The organism is Bacillus silvicola (genome assembly GCF_050524305.1).
Lineage (GTDB): Bacteria > Bacillota > Bacilli > Bacillales > Bacillaceae_G > Bacillus_A > Bacillus_A cereus_AT.
In genome coordinates, this window is the sequence record NZ_JBNGVC010000001.1 from 488637 (window position 1) to 504427 (window position 15791).

Consider the following 15791-nt stretch of genomic DNA (forward strand, 5'->3'; position numbering starts at 1 on the left):
AATTAAAAGGTTACAGCTACTGTTTGTCGAAATATAATAAGTAACATATATTGACAAATGGAGCGGAGCAAAATGACACATGTACACCAAAACGAAAAAGAAAGCCTACTTGTAGCAATGAAAACGACTAAAACGAAACGAATGTATGAACGTTATCAAACGATCTATTTCTATGTACAAGGCTTTTCTATAAAAGAAATAATGAACATGATTGGTCGTTCTGAAAAAACAATCTATAATTATGTGAATGCTTACAAAGAAAAAGGATTGCATGGCTTACTCATGGGACAATCAACAGGAGCACCACGTAAATTAGCCCCTGAACAAGAACAGGAGTTAGTTCAAGTGATTGCATCTCATCTACCCGTTGATGTTGGATTTCCAGCTAAACATAATTGGACTTTATCCATTATCGCTTCTTTCATTAAAAGAGAATGGAACGTAAGTTACACACTTCGCGGGGTGTCTCGACTTTTACATGATTTAGGGCTTAGTTACACAAAACCGACGTATACATTAGCGAAAGCAGACCCGGTGAAACAACAAGAGTTTAGGGAAGTTACCTTCCCCGCCTATAAAAAAAAAACTTTTAAACGAGGAGATTGACCATCTTCTGTTTCAAGATGAGTCCATGATCCGCGATTACCAAGCACTGCAGCATACATGGTTTTTAAAAGGAAAACAACGCAGTATTCCTACTTATGGGAAACACCAAGGTGTTAAACTTATTGGTACACTTAATTATGAAACCGGTGAGTTAGTTTGTGTAGAAGAGGAGCGGTATGATGCCGAAGCATTTCTTCGTTTTCTTCAGCATGTACTTGAACTGTATCCCAACGGGAAAATAGCTCTTATTCTAGATAATGCGCGTATTCATCATGCGAAGCTCATCCAACCACTTTTAAGGAAACACTGTCATCGCTTAGAATTAGTGTTTTTACCTCCCTACAGTCCCGATTTAAATTTAATTGAAGGGGTATGGAAATGGCTCAAATCAGACATCATTCATAATGTTTTTTATTCATCGATTTATGAAATTCAAAAAAATGTACAGGCTTTTATTCAGGAATTAAATCGCACACCTGAAAAAGTGATCGATCGATTATGCATTCGATTGTAATCTTTTAATTCAACTTATATATCTAAAAAAATTACATACATTGAACAACTCCTCCCTTATCAATTAATAATCTCATTACCGAAAGAAGAAAGAAAAAAATACACGAATCAATTATTGGCACACATTTCAAATGACAAAGAACTAATAGATAGCGTTAAAGTATTCTTCCAATGTAACTTAAATGTATCTCTTGCAGCTAAACAATTATATTTACATCGTAATACTTTACAATATCGAATTGATAAATTTATTGAAAAGACAGGAATTAATATAAAAACTTTCGAAGGTGCAGTAACAGTTTATATGGCGTTTCTTTCATTGGATATTTCGTAAACTTGCATAAAAGCCTCTTATTCTTTTGTGCACTATGCCGATTTACTTACGGTTTTAATAATCTTATAATTCAATTAATTCAAAAAAAGGAGTGAGTAATCATGACCGAACTTGTATTAGATCATATTTTTAAAGTTTATGATAATAAAACCACTGCTGTTTCTGACTTTAATTTACATATTGAAGATAAAGAGTTTATCGTATTTGTAGGTCCTTCTGGATGTGGAAAATCAACAACTCTACGTATGATTGCAGGTCTAGAAGACATTTCTAATGGTTCGTTTTATATTGATGGGGAGCGTATGAATGATGTCGCTCCAAAAGATCGCAACATTGCGATGGTATTTCAAAATTACGCACTATACCCACATATGACTGTTTATGATAATATCGCTTTTGGCTTGAAACTACGCAAACTTCCAAAAGATGAAATTAATCGCCGAGTAACGGAGGCGGCGAAAATCTTAGGGCTTGAAGATTACTTAGAACGAAAACCAAAGGCATTATCAGGTGGACAACGCCAACGGGTTGCACTAGGAAGAGCTATCGTCCGTGACGCAAAAGTGTTTTTAATGGACGAGCCTCTATCCAATTTAGACGCAAAATTACGCGTAAGTATGCGTTCAGAAATCTCTAAACTTCATCGCCGGTTAAATACGACCACTATATATGTGACACATGATCAAACAGAAGCAATGACAATGGCATCACGCCTTGTTGTTATGAAGGATGGGCTCATCCAGCAAGTTGGTACTCCAAAAGAAGTATATGATAATCCTGAAAACATTTTTGTTGGCGGATTCATTGGTTCTCCAGCTATGAATTTCTTTACCGGGACATTACAAGGTAATTATTTTCATATAGAAAACATCCGCTTCAAAATACCAGATGGTCAACTAAAAACGTTAAAGAATAAAGGATATGATAAAAAAGAAATCATACTTGGTATTCGCCCTGAAGACATTCATGATGAACCCATTGTTCTTCAATCTTCTCCTGAATCGACCGTCGAAATTACAGTAGAAGTTGCTGAATTATTAGGAGCTGAGACGATGATTCATGGAAAACTTGCGAGCCAAAATTTTATTGCACGAATCAATGCTCGTTCAGAAATTAAAGCTACCGATAAAATTCCGTTAGCTTTTAGTTTAACTAAAGCTCATTTTTTCGATATTGATACAGAACAACGTATACGTAATAATTGATGGATGAATTCTTTCTAATTTTGGACAGACTGGTCCCGTAAATCAAGCTCTTCTTTTTTAATCATATGCATAGCTTCTACTTCAGAAAGAATAGATGTAGCTGTGTCAAAACATTTCGTGAAGAAGATTTAAATGCTAGATTCCCCGGTTTATTAGATATTGTATTAAACGAGACAGAACCATACTAAAAAACATCTCATATTCATATGAGATGTTTTTTAGTAGTTCCTATTCTTTTAGCAAATCTATTAATCCGTTACCTTCAGATGTACGTTCATACCCTAAAGGTACAGTCCTTTTAATAAGTTGTGCGTATATTTCTGGCTCTGATAACTTTCTGCCATATTCTCTCTCGCATTGCTTAATGAGTAGTGCGAGAGCCCCAGCTACATGCGGCGTCGCCATTGAAGTACCACTTAATACCGCATATTTCCCTTCTGGATACGTAGATAGTATTTCATCACCTGGTGCTACTAAATCGATTTCTTGATTCGAATTACTAAAGCATGAAATTTTCCGCTCTAAATTAACAGCCCCTACTTCAATCACTTCAGAATAAGCACCTGGAAAATCTAATTCTTCAGTTTCATCGTTACAATCTCCATCATTTCCAGCAGCACATACAACGAGAACATCTTGCCTCACCGCATTTTGAATAGCTTCATGTAACTCTGGTACATCTTGTGGACCACCAAGTGACATTGAAATAATTCTCACTTTCTCTTTATTCGGTCCTCTCCAATTTACAGCATAATGAATAGCCTCAATAATTTGCTCATAACTTCCAGAACCGTCTCCTGCTAATACTTTTAATACTAACATTTTAGCAAGTGGTGCTACACCTAATACACCCACTCCATTTTCAGTCGCTGCAATTGTACCCGCTACATGAGTACCATGCCCGTTATTATCAAGATAAATATTGGAATTTCCTTCATAATCTTTCGTGAAATTTCTCCCACCAACAATACGATCTTTTAAATCTACATGATTTATATCACAACCTGTATCTAAAACGGCAACGACAATGTCTTTTCCTTTCGCGCTCTTTTCCCATACTTGCGGAGCATGAATCAATTGTACACCTGGTGGAATTTCATTTACTTGTTCAACCACCTTATTTACAGTAAACGGAATTAATTTAATGCCTTTTTGTTTATTCGCTGTACTACTATTCATCGTAATCCCTCCTGAAAATGTATTATTTTCATTTCAGACCACTATTGAGTACGTTTAAACTTAACATTCGTTTTATTCGTTCCATTTCCCTTCCTCTCAAATATTTCTCAATAAACAAAAGAAAAGGACCCATTAAATGGTCCTTTTCTTTTTTAGTTTTTCAAAAGAATAATATAAAGTGAAACTATAATCAGTGGGGGGTGTTCATCCCCCACTGATTATTAGCCCTCACCAATCGGGCGTTTACGGGCAGTCCGACTCCCACCTAACTTCTTTGCTTCAGCCGAGTTTTGAGGTGGGAGTTTTACTGCCCACAAATAGCGGGATAAATTAAGACTAAATCTCACTCTTTTTCAAAAACTGCTCAATTTCTTTTATTACATGTTTTGCGCCTTCTATACTAACAGTAATGTTTCCATTTGCTAATGAAATATTTTGATCTGAAACATCACCTGTTATTTGACAAGCATTGTAAGGTTGATATTTTTGTAAAATAACTTTATCTTCTTCTACAAAAATTTCAAGTGGTGATTTGATTTGTATTCCTAATACATCTCGTAATTCTTTAGGAATAACTATCCGTCCCAATTCATCTACTTTTCGAATAATTCCTGTTGCTTTCATGTTACTCCCCCCTTACTCTCTATTATTTTTTTCACCTCGCTATTTTCATTTTATCACTATATATTTGGTAATGCCTTACTCTTTTTAGAAAATATAGGACAAAAGTTAAAAAAACACATTTAACGAATATTCAATCTTTCTTTCAATTGTTTTAAATAACGAGCTCGTATAATGACGAAATACAAAACTTGAATACTTACAAAAATACTTAATACAATCGTATTCTCTTTAAACAGTGAGTACTCAAACATTTGTCCTAACGCAGTTAATGCTACTGCCCCATGTAATGTTGCAACTCCAACTGGAACGAAGAATAAAAGCGCTAAGCGGATTGTGACTACTTTCGATAATTCGCCTCTCGTCAATCCAACTTTTCGAATCATTTCAAATAAACGAGTATCGTCCTCCAAATCAGAAAATAAGCGGAAGTAAAGAAAGCTTCCTGCACAAACAAAAAATACAATACCTATAAAGAAACCTACAAATAAAATGGGTCCTGCAATTTGTAAACTTTGATTTTGATCGTACTCTTCTGCACTAAACGTTGCATGTTCTTGATAAGGCTTAATCTGATGTGTAAGCTCTTTACCAACCTCAATTTCATCTTTCGTTCCTTTTGTTTTATACATATAATCTTTTTCTTCTTTAAATCCATCTTGTAATGAATCATATTGATTATTAGAGATTACATAAACATTACCTCTTAATATTTTACTCAATGAAGACGAAGTAACTTTTTTCACTTTTAACTGTTCATTCATATTGGGTAAAGCGATTTCTTTTCTTTCTTTCATTGGTGGTCCAGGTATTTCAACTGACAAAAATAAAGCCTCTTTATTTGATACAGTATTAAATGGTTCTCCTGTTAATTTTGCATATTCCTTATAATCCGATTCTTTTATAAAAGTAGCGCTTCTTAACGACTGCTCCTCCGTTTTTTTCGTAGAAACATTTATTTTTGAAGCTTCTATATTATATTTCTTTAATCCTTTGTCAATCATTTGTATATGCTGTATTTCGCTAGTATTTTCTTTCTTAGAGTGGTAATAAAACGCAATTGGTCTGTCCATAATTTCTTTCGTCATTGATGCAAATCCAACCAATGTACCTATTGCTGAAAATGCTACTGTTGAAATAATCGTTACAATAAAGAACATTCTTGCGTTATCTCTCATACGGTACGCTAAATCTGACAAAGTAATAATATTTGTTTGTGTCCAATAGAAACGTTTACTTTTTTTACATAATCGAATAATAAAGACGCTCAACTGCTTGTACAGCAAATACGTACCGATAGTGACTACCGTTGTAACAGGAATCATCATAATAAATACCATTGCACCATGTGACATAAGCGCTCCTGCATAACCCGCACTAAGCAATACTACTGCTAATATAGAAGAAATAATTGATGCTTTCGGTTCTGGCTTCGCCTCTGCTGATCCTCTAAACAACTTCATAATTTTATTTTTATGAACCATTCCGGCACTAAATAAGGAAATGATAATAAATAATATGAAAAACATAATACTCGTTACAACTATCGCTTTCATCGGTATGTAATAGGATAAGGAAATATCTAGTTTTAATATCATTGGGGCTACAAAAATTAGTACTCCTGAAAACAGCATACCTGAAAGAATCCCGAAAATAATTGCCCCTATTCCAATCATGATATTTTCAAAGAAGATAAGACGCTTTAATTGATATTTCGTCATTCCAAGCATCATTAATATCCCTAGCTCACGTTTTCTCGTTTTTAAAAACATTCCCATAGAATATAAAATGAAGAAAAATGTAAACAAGTAAATAATAGACTGTGCAAAAGACATACTTACGAATACGTACTGTCCTAATTGTCCAGCACTTAATGCCGGATGAAACGCAAAAAATGAATACACAAAAAAGGCCATAATAGCAAATGCACTACTCAAAAAATATGCTGAGTATGTCCGTCTATTTCGCGTTACATTTCGAAATGCAAGTTCTCTAATGTTCATACTACTTCTCCGCCCTTCTACTAACTTTGCTTTTTTATATTAGTAAAATTCGGAAATACCTTCCATCGATTCAAATGACAAAAACCTTACATTATTGAAAGGTTTAAAAAAATTGCTTATACAAAACAGTTTATTTATAATAACTTCATTCATATTCATACACGCATCCTATTGTATATTCGTTAGTTTTGCGAAATAATAAAGGATAGAAGTATGTACCAATATACATATAAACTTATTTACCGCTTTAATATGAATAGGAGGAAACATAATGACATTACAAGAACAGATTATGAAAGCATTACATGTTCAGTCTGTAATTGATCCGAAAGCAGAAATCCGTAAACGTGTTGATTTCTTAAAAGATTATGTAAAAAAAACAGGTGCGAAAGGATTTGTACTTGGAATTAGTGGTGGACAAGACTCTACATTAGCTGGACGTTTAGCTCAGCTTGCAGTTGAGGAAATTCGTAATGAAGGTGGGAACGCAACGTTTATCGCTGTACGTCTTCCTTACAAAGTGCAAAAGGATGAAGATGATGCACAATTAGCATTACAATTTATCCAAGCTGATCAATCAACTGCATTTGATATCGCTTCAACCGTTGACGCCTTCTCAAATCAATATGAAAACTTATTAGGTGAATCATTAACAGATTTCAATAAAGGAAACGTAAAAGCACGCATTCGCATGGTTACACAATACGCAATCGGCGGACAACAAGGACTACTTGTTATCGGAACAGATCACGCTGCAGAAGCTGTAACAGGATTCTTTACAAAATTCGGAGATGGTGGTGCGGACCTATTACCATTAACAGGATTAACGAAACGCCAAGGACGTGCTTTATTACAAGAATTAGGTGCGGACGAGCGACTTTACTTAAAAATGCCAACAGCTGATTTATTAGATGAAAAACCAGGTCAAGCTGATGAAACAGAGTTAGGTATTACTTACGATCAATTAGATGACTATTTAGAAGGTAAAGCAGTTCCAGCTGACGTTGCTGAAAAGATTGAGAAGCGTTACACAGTAAGTGAGCATAAAAGACACGTACCAGCGTCAATGTTTGATGATTGGTGGAAATAACACATAAAAAAGAAGCTAAATGAGATTAGCTTCTTTTTTATGTGTTAGCGATATACCCCAACTCTTTTCTCTAATAAATCCTGTAAGCAATCTTCATGTTGTTTACAAAATAACGGAGGCATTTTGTCTAACGGAAAAAACTTCAAATCCAACGTTTCATCGCCGTCTACTTTTTTCTCTCCTCCGGAAATTGAGCATGAAAAGACTATCACAATTGACTGGGCTCTGTCTCCATTTGGATATGTTTGAAAATATTTTGTATACACCCCGATAAGCTCATTTATTTCCACATCATAACCTGTTTCTTCTTTTATTTCTCGAATCGCAGTTTCTGCGGCAGATTCTCCGATTTCCATTGCACCGCCAGGAAATCCCCAAGCGTTAAAATCACCTCTTTTTTGCAGTAATACTTCTCCATGTTCATTCAACACACAACCACCCGCAAAGTTTAAGAAAACGCAGTCGTGCCCTACTTTTTCACGTAATTCTTTTATATAATTAGCCATGCTCTTCCCCTTTTCATACATCTTCTATCGCTATTTCTTATCTTTTTCAAACAATTCAATAATTCGATCTAGCTGCTAGTTCATATTGATCACATGTTGTTTTTTCATAGTGTTGTTTTGCAATAATCTTTTAATGAACAGAGTAAATGATATGAAAAACAAAACGATAAGCCCGACTACTAAACAAGTATATATATCAATGTAAATATATTTTTTTCGAACAAATCCATTCAGATTCCACATCCTTCCTCTTTTTATTTTATCATACAATTCCGATTTTTGAAGCAATACATAATAAAAGAACACCTTTTACAGGTGCTCTTTTTCATTTCTTAATACGTAAATGTAATTGTCGCTAATGAATAATCTGCCATTGCACTATATGGTGCTACTTGATAAGATACACGCTTTGCACCTTTTGGCCAATTTATTTCATTTAATACTTTCTTTATATCTTGCATTGTTCCATCCATGGACTGCTTATATCGTACTTCTACCTTTTCTGGCTTAGAAGCGAATTGCTGCTGTAATTTTTTCTTGAATTCATTGTAAGTTTCCGCTCCATATTGTGCAGATAAATACTTTAAATTTGTTTCTTTTAGCATTTGTTCATATGCAGCAGTTTTTGAACTACCGGCTTTTATTTTACTTGTTAATTCACCAAAGTAACTTGTAGTTGCTGCTGGGTATTTACTTCGATCCCAATCATGGTCTTTACTTAATTGCTCGTCAGACATATTAAAATATGAATATGTTACGCGCCCAGCTTTATCTGGTACTGGATCATCGAATGTAGTATCAAGATGATACCATTTGTTTTCAATGTCCACTAAATTCCATGCATGAGCCTGTCCATTTCCTGTACCTGTTACAATATGATTTTGAATACCTGCTTCTTTTAGTAACTCATATGTTAATAATGTATATCCTTGGCAAACTGCAGAACCATTCGCTAACGCTTCATATGCTGTATACGCTTGATAAGACGTATCATAAGATACATGTTTTACAACGTAATCATGAATAGCTTTTACTTTCTCATGCTCATCCATTCCTGGTTTTACAATTGAACCGATAATTGCTTTTACATGAGATTTTACATATTGTGTTTGCTCTTTTGATTCACGATATTTCACTTGTAATGTAAACGTATAATTCCCTGGCATCCCTTTTATAGAATATTTAGTAGACGCTACATTATATTTTACATACTCATCAGCATCTACAATTTTATTATACTCTTTGTATAATTGATCCATAACATCTCTAGCATTTCTATCTTTTGTTTTATATGCGATTGTAATATTTTCATCTCGATTATCAATATGTTTTTTTAATTCTTTTCTGAAATCATTTAACAACTTTGCATCTGATTGTGCTGTCACTGTAGTCGGATTCGTAGCCGCATAAGATACAGATGACGCCTGTAAGCCTCCTATTGCTATAGTTGAACAAAGTGCGGCAACTGTCACATACTTACTTGTCTTTCCCATCTTGTCACTCCTTACATTCTATAACTATACGAAAAAGTATCGTATAGTTTCAGAGTATACAATACTTTTCAAAATAGGTCATATGAGATTATGCATATTTAACATTGTAAAAAGGTTGTTCTTTTTACAAGAACAACCTTCTTCATTAACAAGTTTGTAATACACAGCATGTATTTTCAAAACATCGATTTTTCAAATCTTCATTACTAATACAGAAATACAGCATTCCTAATTCTCCCCAAACCATATTACAATTTTTATGATCTGAATCAATTTGGAATAAAAGCGTCATTTGCTGTGGCTCTATCCCCATATATTCCCCTGTCTCATATAATACTTCCTCTTGTACAGAGAATGGCTCACCAAACATTTGATGATTATCATAGTTGTCTGGAATTAGCTCTTCAAGTAATTGCAAAAAACGATCTGAATCTGCCTCATCTTCAATGAAAAGTTCTGGTAATTTATAAGTCAGTTCAAAAGTAATTGCGCATTGAGTATACTTCGCTTGCGTTTCATTTGCTATACATAATTGTTCTACAGGGAAATCATAATAAAGTACACGTCCAGCTTTGGTTTGATCCACGTCTTCTTCAAAGTAATTTTCAATACTAAAGAAATATAACATCCCTGTTTTAGGAAGATTGTGTTCCATACGAACGTTTTGTAAATCACTTAAATTAAATTGTGCAATAAAATGTAACGGGGTTCCTTTATACATTGGATATTCAAATGAATCCGGCAAATCAGGAACTCCCCCCATTTTCGAACTACCTATCGCAACTCTTTCCTCCTGCTTTGGCACAACTTTTACACAAGGAAATACAGTATTAATAAGTTCCTCTTTTAAATGTGACAGTCCATATTTATCAATTAATACTTCAATTTTTTTATCCATAAATTCTCCTTACATTTACATACTTATTTGTATCATAGCACAAAGATTATACTCCATTTATCGTAAAATCAACAAGCCTTCAAAAACGGGCTTATCCCTCATACGCGAACAAGTTTAAAAAAGCATAGTATACATTGTTCCTACAAACACGATAGTTCATTATTTCTTCCAGTACATTTTCCCCTCGTTCATTTTTATTTTTAATTTAAGGAGGAATTCCACATGGGTTACGGATATAGTTGCGGTGGTTATGGCGGCGGTTACGGTTACGGCGGTAGTTGTGGTGGATGTGGTTATGGAGGTTTCGCTTTATTAATCGTTTTATTTATCCTTCTAATCATCATCGGAGCTAGCTGTTGGGGCGGCTTTGTAGGCTGCTAGTAAACTCAAAAACTATTGTAAAAAAGCACGTACAATACGTGCTTTTTTGCCATTTTCAAATCTTTTATTCGAAAGGAAGTATGATTGATGAAGATTGATGGTGTTTTTGAAGGAGGCGGTGTACGCGGAGTTGCGCATGTAGGAGCAATTTGCGCGTTAGCTGAAAAAGGCTATGAATGGGAGCGTGTTGCTGGAACATCAGCTGGTTCAATTATCGCAGCGCTCCTAGCAGCAGGATATTCTTGTTCAGAGTTAAAAACGATAATAACTGATATTGATTATAATAAATTTATGAAGAAAACCTTTATTGACAGAATCCCGTTTATCGGCAAAGGATTAAGCGCATGGACTACTCTTGGTATTTACTCTAATATTTTTATAGAAGAATGGATTGAAGAATTACTTCGAAAAAAAGGAATTCACTTATTTACAGATTTACCTGATTTAAATAAGCTTAAAATTATCGCTTCTGATATAAGTAATGGTAAAATGGTTGTCTTCCCCGATGATTTACCGAACTATGGATTTTTAAATTATCGCTTCTCTATTGCTAAAGCTGTAAGAATGAGTAGTACAATCCCCTTCTTCTTTGAACCCGTAAAATGGAGAACCCCAAAATGGAAGCAACCCTGTTATATGGTTGATGGAGGGATTTTAAGCAATTATCCAATTTGGATTTTCGACTCACCCACCTCTCCTCGCTGGCCGACTTTTGGGTTTCATTTTGTAAAAGATGAGATTCAAGCTGATCCTGCCCACTATAACGAGCCTATCTCCATGTTCAAAGGACTATTTAAAACAATGATGCAAGCCCATGATTTACGTCATTTAGACAAGGAATCTAAAGCAAGAACGATTACAATTCCAACAGGATCCATTACAAGTACAAACTTTGAGTTAACAAAGGAAGAAAAAGAGTGGCTTTACAATTCTGGTTATAACGCTGCAAATAAGTTTATACAATCTTGGAACTTCAGACAATATATTGATGAATATAGAAACGGAAATCAGGACCGAAAAACAAATCGGTATTTCCGTCAACTTGACTCATAATACTATTATTTTTCATACGAGAACACTTAACGCTTTCAAAAAAAATAAGCCTAGTAATATCATATATTACTAGGCTTATTTACTTCTTGCATAATTATTATACGTTGCTTAAGGATAAGTTAACCCTTCAGCTTCCTCCGCAGTAATAACTGTGTATCTATTTCCCGTTCGTAATCCTAACAATTCTGCTTTTTCAATTGCATCCTGCTTCGTCTCCGCATAAGCAGCTAAATATTTATCCCCATCGATAATTTGGCAAATTACATATCGTTTCATTATTTTCTCCTCTTACATTTTCATTAGTTGTGCAAATTTTTTTATACCTATTTCAATTTCTTCTAACGTTGCGTATGAATATGATAGGCGCAAAAATTGGTTTGCACTTCTATCATACAAAGTACCTGGATTTAATAAAATCTTTTCTTTCAAAGCTTTGTCAAATAAGCTACGGTTCGAAACGGGTACATTCAAATGTAACCAAATATAAAAACCACCTGCCGGTTCATACCATGTGGCTATACCATGACAATATTTCTCTAACATTTGTAACATAAAATCTCTGCGCTTTTTCAACTTAATTCTTACAAACTGTAAATGTTCATCATACAATCCATTTGTAAACCATTCCGCTGCAATTTGCTGGGATATAGAACTTGAACCATAATCTGTTTGCATTTTTATGTCTGCCAATCTTTGAATGACTGGCTCAGGTCCAACAATCCATCCAATTCTTAATCCTGGACTAATTACTTTAGACATACTCCCTATATGTAGTACAATTCCGTTTTTATCATATGCCTTTAAAGGCTTTGAAACAGGCTCATCAAACCATAAGTCTTGATACACCGCGTCCTCTATAATAGGCAATCCAATTTCATTACAGATTTCCATCACTTCTATTCGTTTCTTCGCATTCATACTAAAGTTCGTAGGATTATGAAAAGACGGGATTGTATATAAAATAGATGCATTAAATTGCTTCTTATATTTCGTAATATATGATGCATTTAAACCATTCTCATCCATTGGTATTCCAATTAAACGCATTCCTGCTGATTGAAATACATTAAGCGAATATAAATATGATGGTTTTTCTAATAAAATTGACGCTCCTTTCGGAAGAAGCCCCATAGAAATAAGTTGCAGTGCTTGAATTGCCCCTGAAACAATTAAAATAGAGTCAGGAGATACATATACCCCATGCCCTTTTAAATATTCCGCAATTTTTTCTCTTAAATAAAGATTTCCTTTCGGTTCCTCATACCCAAGTGTAACATTTGATTGTAAAATTTTATTAATAATTTCCTTCATCTTTTTCTCAGGTAAGAGGCTCGGCGCGAGCTCACCTGTTCCTAATCGAATTACATTGGGAGTAAATTCAGCTTGATTAATCTCTTGTACAGCAGGAAGATTTGGATAATGAAGCCCTGTTTCCACATAGGACCGCCAGTTAGGAGGGGGTGCATATGTGGCAGCACTCTCACTATTATTTATAACAATTGTTCCCTTCCGGCCATCCCCCTCAATATACCCTTTTGCTACTAATTCATCGAAAGCCATTACAATTGTACTTCGATTTACTTCAAACGTATGCGCCAAATCTCTTTGTGAAGGTAATTTAGTTCCAACTGTCCATTCCCCATTAACAATTCTTTCTTTTATATAAGATTCTATTTGTTTATATAATGGAATAGGTGAAGACATATTAGGTTTCCAAACTAACCTTTCCATCATATCACCTCACATTTTTTTGGTTGGTAACCTATCCAACCATATGGATGGATACAAACTTTCATTTCTTCTATACAATATACACTATCATAATTAATCACATTAAGTAGGAGGTAATATGATGAATGAAGCAATTATTCACGGTATCATCCTTGCATTTGGTCTTATTATTCCATTAGGTGTCCAAAATATTTTTGTCTTTAACCAAGGTGCGAGCCAACCAAATATTTGGAGAGTAGCCCCTGTAGTATTAACTGCATCTATATGTGATACGTTGCTAATTTTAATTGCTGTACAGGGTGTCTCCCTTGTGCTCCTAACTTTCTCTTGGTTAACAACCACCTTGTATTTGATTGGATTTTTCTTTCTTATGTATATGGGCTGGGTTATTTGGAGAAGCGATCCTGCAAATGATGTAAAACAAGAAAAAAGTATGCCTTTAAAAAATCAAATTATTTTCGCAGCATCGGTTTCATTACTAAATCCACACGCAATTTTAGACACAATTGGTGTAATTGGAACAAACTCTATCCAATACATAGGAAGTGAAAAATGGGCTTTCACTTTTGCAACAATTATAGTTTCTTGGATTTGGTTTATTAGCTTAGCTTTAGCTGGAAAATTCCTAAAAGGATTAGATTCAACAGGAAAAACGATTACGGTATTAAATAAATTTTCAGGACTAATCATATGGGGAGTCGGGCTTTACATGTTAAAACAAGTTATTTTTCCTAGCTAAATAAAATGAAACTTTAATCAGTGGGGGTTTCCCCACTGATTATTAGCCCACAAATAGCAGACAAAGAGAACCGCATGCTAATTACATAGCATACAATTCTCTTTCTAATTATGAAGTCGGTTCCGGTTTTTGTTTTACCATCATTGTATCTTTTGCTGGTTTAATCCAAATGATTGCTATGACGGCACCAATAATAGCGAAAATACTTGTTAAATAAAACACTTCATGATCCGTCCCTTTCATAAAAAAAGAATAAAGGGGTGGTCCAGCTGCTACACCGATAAATCGCATTGAACTATAAAATGACGTAACTGTTCCTCTCTGCTCTTTTTCAATTCCTTGTGTAAGTAGAGCATCTAAACAAGGTAGTGCAATACCTATTCCAATCCCCATAATAACAAGACAAAGAACTAGTAAATAGATTCCTTTTAGGAATAAAGGTAAGAAGACCGATACAGCAGCCAGTAAAAATCCAATATAAATACACTTTTTCATAATATCTTGTTTATCTCCAATTTTTTTACCAGCCATATATGAGCTAAGTGATAGTACAAGCAAAGGAATAGCGAGTACACACCCTTTCCATATACCATGAATTTCGTACTTCGACTCCAGTATAGTTGACAGATAAAAAAGGATTCCGAATAAAATAAGCATAATAATTGCACCTAATATAAAAATGGCAATTAACCATCTTCCCTTTTCCCGAAACGTAGAGATAATAGATTGAACAAACTCTTTCAATGGCGGGACTTCTTCCTCTTGCTTCTTCGCCTTTACTAGCACCAATAATAAAACAATCGATATTACACATAAAACTGGAATTGCCCAAAATGGTAAGAACCATACAATTGCCGCAAGAGCTGATCCTAATATGGGACTCAATACTTTTCCAAATGTATTTGACGTCTCAATGATTCCTAAGCCTGCACTAACCTGTTTTTCATCTTTGTATAAATCACCTACACATGGTATCACAACTGGCATAGCACCAGCAGCACCGATCCCTTGAATCGCTCTTCCGATAAGAATCCAAACGTAAGGATTATCAACTTTCCATGATACCCAGCCCGTTATCGCTCCTCCAATAGCTGCAATTAATAAACTTGGAACCATTACCATCTTTCGTCCCCATCTATCTGATAAATAACCAGCAATCGGTATGAGTATAATTGCAATGATAGAATAAATTGTAATTATCATGGATACTTGGAAAGATGAAATATGTAATTTCTTTTCAATGGTTGGCAGGATTGGAATAAGCATTGAATTACCTAACGTCATAACAAGTGGAACTGATGCAAGTGCAATTAAACAACAGTTTTCTTTTTTTAACATGTTGATTTCGGAACCTTTCATCATATATTTCTTACCATATAATAGCCCTGCTGGAAATTATGTTCACATTCCACCAGGGCTATTTCATCTTTACTACATTC

14 protein-coding genes and 4 pseudogenes are annotated in these 15791 nt (G+C 34.6%); 7 read left to right on the forward strand and 11 right to left on the reverse strand.

Translation table 11 applies throughout. The annotated features are described in order from the left end of the window. The first annotated feature begins 72 nt into the window (after positions 1 to 72). The 3 genes and pseudogenes from ACP6L7_RS02540 to ACP6L7_RS02550 all read left to right on the forward strand — a co-directional run bounded on the left by ACP6L7_RS02540 (position 73) and on the right by ACP6L7_RS02550 (position 2658). Positions 73 to 1120 (forward strand): annotated as a pseudogene (locus tag ACP6L7_RS02540) (IS630 family transposase). Next, positions 1121 to 1453, forward strand: a pseudogene (locus ACP6L7_RS02545) (PucR family transcriptional regulator); the annotation flags it as partial. It abuts the pseudogene before it with no gap. A 101-nt stretch (positions 1454 to 1554) separates the two neighbouring features. Beyond that, positions 1555 to 2658 (forward strand): ABC transporter ATP-binding protein, encoded by a 1104-nt coding sequence (locus tag ACP6L7_RS02550; protein WP_097829772.1) that lies wholly within the window; start codon positions 1555 to 1557, stop codon positions 2656 to 2658. Positions 2659 to 2672: 14 nt separating this feature from the next. Here ACP6L7_RS02550 and ACP6L7_RS02555 read toward each other — a convergent pair. The 4 genes and pseudogenes from ACP6L7_RS02555 to ACP6L7_RS02570 all read right to left on the reverse strand — a co-directional run. Beyond that, positions 2673 to 2774, reverse strand: a pseudogene (locus ACP6L7_RS02555) (IS6 family transposase); the annotation flags it as partial. Between the two features lie 112 nt (positions 2775 to 2886). Further along, entirely contained in the window at positions 2887 to 3837 is a 951-nt protein-coding gene (locus ACP6L7_RS02560; RefSeq protein ID WP_097829773.1) for a serine protease, read from the reverse strand. Between the two features lie 336 nt (positions 3838 to 4173). After that, positions 4174 to 4461: an AbrB/MazE/SpoVT family DNA-binding domain-containing protein gene (locus tag ACP6L7_RS02565; protein WP_000648281.1), complete on the reverse strand. Its 288-nt coding sequence runs from the start codon at positions 4459 to 4461 to the stop codon at positions 4174 to 4176. Positions 4462 to 4580: 119 nt separating this feature from the next. Then, positions 4581 to 6461: an FtsX-like permease family protein gene (locus tag ACP6L7_RS02570; protein ID WP_097829774.1), complete on the reverse strand. Its 1881-nt coding sequence runs from the start codon at positions 6459 to 6461 to the stop codon at positions 4581 to 4583. A 271-nt stretch (positions 6462 to 6732) separates the two neighbouring features. On the opposite strand from ACP6L7_RS02570, the gene nadE reads away from it, so the two are divergent. Then, on the forward strand, positions 6733 to 7551 hold the full coding sequence (nadE, locus tag ACP6L7_RS02575) for an NAD(+) synthase (RefSeq protein WP_097829775.1): 819 nt from the start codon (positions 6733 to 6735) through the stop codon (positions 7549 to 7551). A gap of 44 nt (positions 7552 to 7595) precedes the next feature. Here the strand turns inward: nadE and ACP6L7_RS02580 are convergent, their stop codons facing one another. The 4 genes and pseudogenes from ACP6L7_RS02580 to ACP6L7_RS02595 form a co-directional block, all read right to left on the reverse strand. Then, the gene (locus ACP6L7_RS02580; protein WP_097829776.1) at positions 7596 to 8057 is read right to left on the reverse strand and encodes an NUDIX hydrolase; all 462 of its coding nucleotides are present in this window, start codon (positions 8055 to 8057) and stop codon (positions 7596 to 7598) included. A 75-nt stretch (positions 8058 to 8132) separates the two neighbouring features. After that, positions 8133 to 8287: pseudogene (locus ACP6L7_RS02585) on the reverse strand (DUF4083 family protein). Between the two features lie 102 nt (positions 8288 to 8389). Then, positions 8390 to 9550, reverse strand: coding sequence for a transglutaminase domain-containing protein (locus tag ACP6L7_RS02590; RefSeq protein ID WP_097829777.1), 1161 nt, complete (start codon positions 9548 to 9550; stop codon positions 8390 to 8392). A gap of 145 nt (positions 9551 to 9695) precedes the next feature. After that, positions 9696 to 10448 carry a YwqG family protein gene (locus tag ACP6L7_RS02595; protein ID WP_097829778.1) on the reverse strand — a complete coding sequence of 251 codons (753 nt, stop codon included), beginning with the start codon at positions 10446 to 10448 and terminating at the stop codon, positions 9696 to 9698. A gap of 222 nt (positions 10449 to 10670) precedes the next feature. Here ACP6L7_RS02595 and ACP6L7_RS02600 point away from each other — a divergent pair, with 222 nt between their 5' ends. Beyond that, positions 10671 to 10829, forward strand: a complete 159-nt coding sequence (locus ACP6L7_RS02600; RefSeq protein WP_000540422.1) for a YjcZ family sporulation protein — start codon at positions 10671 to 10673, stop codon at positions 10827 to 10829. Positions 10830 to 10916: 87 nt separating this feature from the next. Further along, entirely contained in the window at positions 10917 to 11882 is a 966-nt protein-coding gene (locus ACP6L7_RS02605; protein ID WP_097829779.1) for a patatin-like phospholipase family protein, read from the forward strand. A 108-nt stretch (positions 11883 to 11990) separates the two neighbouring features. Here ACP6L7_RS02605 and ACP6L7_RS02610 read toward each other — a convergent pair whose 3' ends face one another. Continuing rightward, complete coding sequence (locus ACP6L7_RS02610) at positions 11991 to 12158, reverse strand: DUF3933 family protein (protein ID WP_097829780.1); 168 nt, start codon at positions 12156 to 12158, stop codon at positions 11991 to 11993. A 12-nt stretch (positions 12159 to 12170) separates the two neighbouring features. Then, entirely contained in the window at positions 12171 to 13616 is a 1446-nt protein-coding gene (gene pdxR / locus ACP6L7_RS02615; protein ID WP_141533547.1) for a MocR-like pyridoxine biosynthesis transcription factor PdxR, read from the reverse strand. Between the two features lie 118 nt (positions 13617 to 13734). Between pdxR and ACP6L7_RS02620 the strand changes: the two genes are divergently transcribed. After that, positions 13735 to 14352, forward strand: coding sequence for a LysE/ArgO family amino acid transporter (locus ACP6L7_RS02620; RefSeq protein ID WP_097829782.1), 618 nt, complete (start codon positions 13735 to 13737; stop codon positions 14350 to 14352). A gap of 108 nt (positions 14353 to 14460) precedes the next feature. On the opposite strand, the gene bcbE is transcribed toward ACP6L7_RS02620, so the two are convergent. Then, on the reverse strand, positions 14461 to 15711 hold the full coding sequence (gene bcbE / locus ACP6L7_RS02625) for a bacillibactin exporter BcbE (RefSeq protein WP_097829783.1): 1251 nt from the start codon (positions 15709 to 15711) through the stop codon (positions 14461 to 14463). Between the last annotated feature and the right edge of the window lie 80 nt (positions 15712 to 15791).